The sequence below is a fragment of the Pontiella sp. genome, from assembly GCF_041622395.1.
Classification (GTDB): Bacteria; Verrucomicrobiota; Kiritimatiellia; order Kiritimatiellales; family Pontiellaceae; genus Pontiella.
In genome coordinates this window covers 1-3,455 of the sequence record NZ_JBFJYW010000360.1, presented here as the reverse complement: position 1 = coordinate 3,455, position 3,455 = coordinate 1, and the positions used below count along the sequence as shown (strand labels likewise).

Below are 3,455 nucleotides of genomic sequence, written 5' to 3'. Positions count from 1 at the left end.
GTGGTCGAGCGCGGCCGTCGATCTTTCGCCCTACACGGGCAGCGCCAAGGCGAAAATCCGCTTCCGGACGAAGCGAACCGAGTGGAGCTCGGCCGACCCGGCCATCGATAATATCCGGCTGGAAGAGGTGCCTCAAACGCTGCCCTATGCCGAAAGCTTCGAGAGCGGCTTCGGCGTCTGGAAGCAGTCGACCGGCGACGATCTGGATTGGACGCGCAACAGCGGCGGAACCGATACGGGGAACACCGGGCCCGACGGTGCGTCCGATGGAAGCTGGTATCTCTATGTGGAAAACCATGATTCGGGCGTGCAATACAAAACGGCTTCGCTCGAGTGCCTGTTCGACTTCAGTGCGGTGGCCGGCGCCGAACTGCTGTTCGACTATCACATGTACGGCGACTACATCGATTATTTGTCGATCGACGTCTACGACGGAGCAACCTGGTCGTCCAATGTCTGGCAACAGGTCGGGGAGGCGCACGCGAGCGGCGCGGACCCATGGTCGACCGCTGCGGTTGATCTGTCGGCCTTCGCCGGAAACGGCGCGGTCACGATCCGTTTCCGCTCGAAACAACAGCAGTGGCACGCCGCCGACACCGCGATCGACAATATCCGATTGATGGAATCGGAATCCCCCTATAATCAATGGGCGGCCGTCGCGTTCTCCAACGCCCCGGCGGGAACGGATCAATCCGAAACCGGCAACCCGGACGGCGACTCGAACCTCAATACGGTCGAGTGGATACTTGCCACCGATCCGCTGGTGGCCGATTCGCCCGTCAAGGCGCTGGACGCGGGCACCGCGAACTTTGTCATGACCTACACCCGGCGCATCGTTTCCGGCATCGCTGTGCGGGCCGCGTGGTCGCCTTCGCTGTCGGAACCCGACTGGGGAACCGCCGGGCTGACCGAATCGGTCATCGGCACGGTGGATGGCGTCGAGACCGTCGAGGCCAGCGTGCCAATCGATGCGGATGAAAAGCATCTGCGGATCGAAATCGAATAGGCGCGGCCGGAAGCCCCTGTGAGGGCTCCGGGAAAAAAACGAAAACCATTCCTTCGAACGTCACGGTTTGCCGATACGCGGAGTTATTGAAGGGTGAAGATCGTTTCATGGGTTTCGCCGGTGGTCTGGCAGATCCGGTGGACTGCTCGCCGGTCCGGTTGATTCCGTTTTCTTCCTCTTCGTTTGTCTCTCTGGTCCGGCCGGCGAGGCCGATTGGGTGGGCGCCGGCGTGTTGGCGGATGCCGCGTTGCGAACAAACGCAAGAAAACGGATCAAGCGGCGACGGACAAAGACGTTAAGACGAGGAAGTTAAAGAATGGAAAAATCAGCAATCGTAGCGCTGGCGCTGGCGGGCATGTTGTGCTCGGCGAACGCCAATCTTCTCATCAATGGCGATTTCGAGACGGAGGGGTACGCCGCAGGCGGACTGAACGGCACGGACGCCTCGTTTGCCGGATGGACGGGACCGTACGGCGGGGAGTTGCGGTATGATTCGTCGGACTCCGATATCCCTGGCGTCCCGAATACGGTTATTCGGTTGTCGCCCAACACGTCGATCCATCAGAATTTCAGCACGACGTGGGGATTTGCCGATACGTTTACGGTTTCCCTCAACGCCTGCGAAGTGCCTTGGGAAACCGCCGATGCCGGCAATGGCATTTGGGTGTCGTTGCGAAGCGCGACCGGCACGGAATATCGGGCAAGTTTGGTCAAGCTCGATGGCACGCACGGCGGAGAGGGAACGTCGTATGATAGCTGGCAATCCCATCAGACCTTCCGCGTCTGTTTTTCCGGTGCCGATCTGATCGCCGCCGGCGCCACGCCGAATCAGGCGTTGCGGCTCAATCTCTATTCGAAATCCGACGGCGACTCCATCAACTGGGTGGACAACGTATCCGTTGTTTCTGGCGTCGAATCGTTCAACTTGGCGAAGTATCAAACCACGACGGCGGATTCCTCCGATTCCGATACGCCGGCCAAGTACGCCACCGACGGTTTTGCGGCGCAGGATAGCCGCTGGGGCACCAGTTCCGCCGCGCCGCACTGGCTCGCGGTCGAGCTGGCCACGCCGATGACCGTCGGCAGCGCCCACCTCTACAGCGGTACGCCGTGGGGATACATCGTTTCCGATTTCGTGCTGCAATACCAAGACGGCGGCAACTGGATCGACATTCCCGGCACGACGGTTTCCGGCAACGCCCTGCCGGTGCGCAAGGTCGAGTTCGCTTCGCCCGTCACCGCCCGGAAGTTCCGTCTGTATACGACCGACAGCAATCCCCGGATCAAAGAGCTGGCGCTCTACCCGCCGACGGCCGACGGCTCGGCGGTTCCCTTCGGCAGCGACATGGATCTGAACGTGGCCAAGATGCGCCAATACGCTTATTCCTCGGTGAGCGGAAGCAACTATCCCAAGCTGGCGTTCGACGGCTATGCCGACGATTCTTCCGGCTGGGCCAGCGCCAACACGGCCGGGCCGCACGACCTGGAAATCCATCTGGCGCAGAACGAGGCCATTGGCGGCATCCATCTCTATTCCGGCTACAAGAATCAGCCGGGCACGCAGATCCAGAATTTCGAGGTGGCCTACGATGACGGCGGAAGCTGGGTGCTCTTCGACGGCGGTTCGGTTTCGGGTAACACCGATTTAAACCGGGAGGTCCTGTTTAACACGTCGGCCGTCACCACCAAAATCCGCATTCGTTCGCTCGATTCCAGCCAGGCGTTTATTCGCGAATTCGCGGTGATGCCGTACGACAAAGGCGACGGCTATCCGCTCTGGACCGACGTGAAAAACCAGGCCCCGCCTTCGGAAAGCTTCCTCGATTACGAGGATTCCTACTACACCCTCGAAAACCGCGATACGGGCGGCTATCTGCAGACGTCGACGGCGGGAGCCTGCGTTGTCACCAACCAACAGCCCTGGTTCCAGGTCTTGCTGAACCTCGGCACCGACACCTTCCGCCTGCGCAGCCAGGACAGCGAACGCTGTTTCGAGGTTTCGCTCGCGTCCACCAACGAGGGCGCCGCGGTGGTCGAGGGCTCCTGGACGAGCATGCCGCACCAGCGCTGGCGGCTCGAAGACACGGGCGACGGCGTGCATTTCTACCTCGTGAACGCCTGGAGCGGAATGGTGCTCGGGCTGGACGGAACCAACGTGGTGCAGCAGGCGCCCGGCCTGGCAACGGCGCAGCAGTGGAAGATCAACTACCAAACCCACTTCCCCAAGCAGGGCCAGGCTTCCCATTTCCATTTCAGCTCCATGTTCAAGCCCAGCTGGGCCTACCGCTGGACCTACGCCGATGAAAACGATTTGGAAACCGGCCAGTATATGCCGATGCAGTGGGGCGGCATCGGGGCCACGACGCCGGGCATCCTCAAGTATCAGCCAACCTGGTATGGCCGGGCCAACCAAACCACGCTGATGGGATTCAACGAACCCGATCTCGAT

1 protein-coding gene and 1 pseudogene are annotated in these 3,455 nt (G+C 61.1%); both read left to right on the top strand.

Annotated elements, in window-relative coordinates:
• A pseudogene (locus ABYO54_RS15460) lies at nt 1-1,006 on the top strand (hypothetical protein); the annotation flags it as partial.
• Between the two features lie 316 nt (nt 1,007-1,322).
• A partial coding sequence (locus ABYO54_RS15455; protein WP_372809132.1) for a discoidin domain-containing protein occupies nt 1,323-3,455 on the top strand: 2,133 nt, incomplete at its 3' end.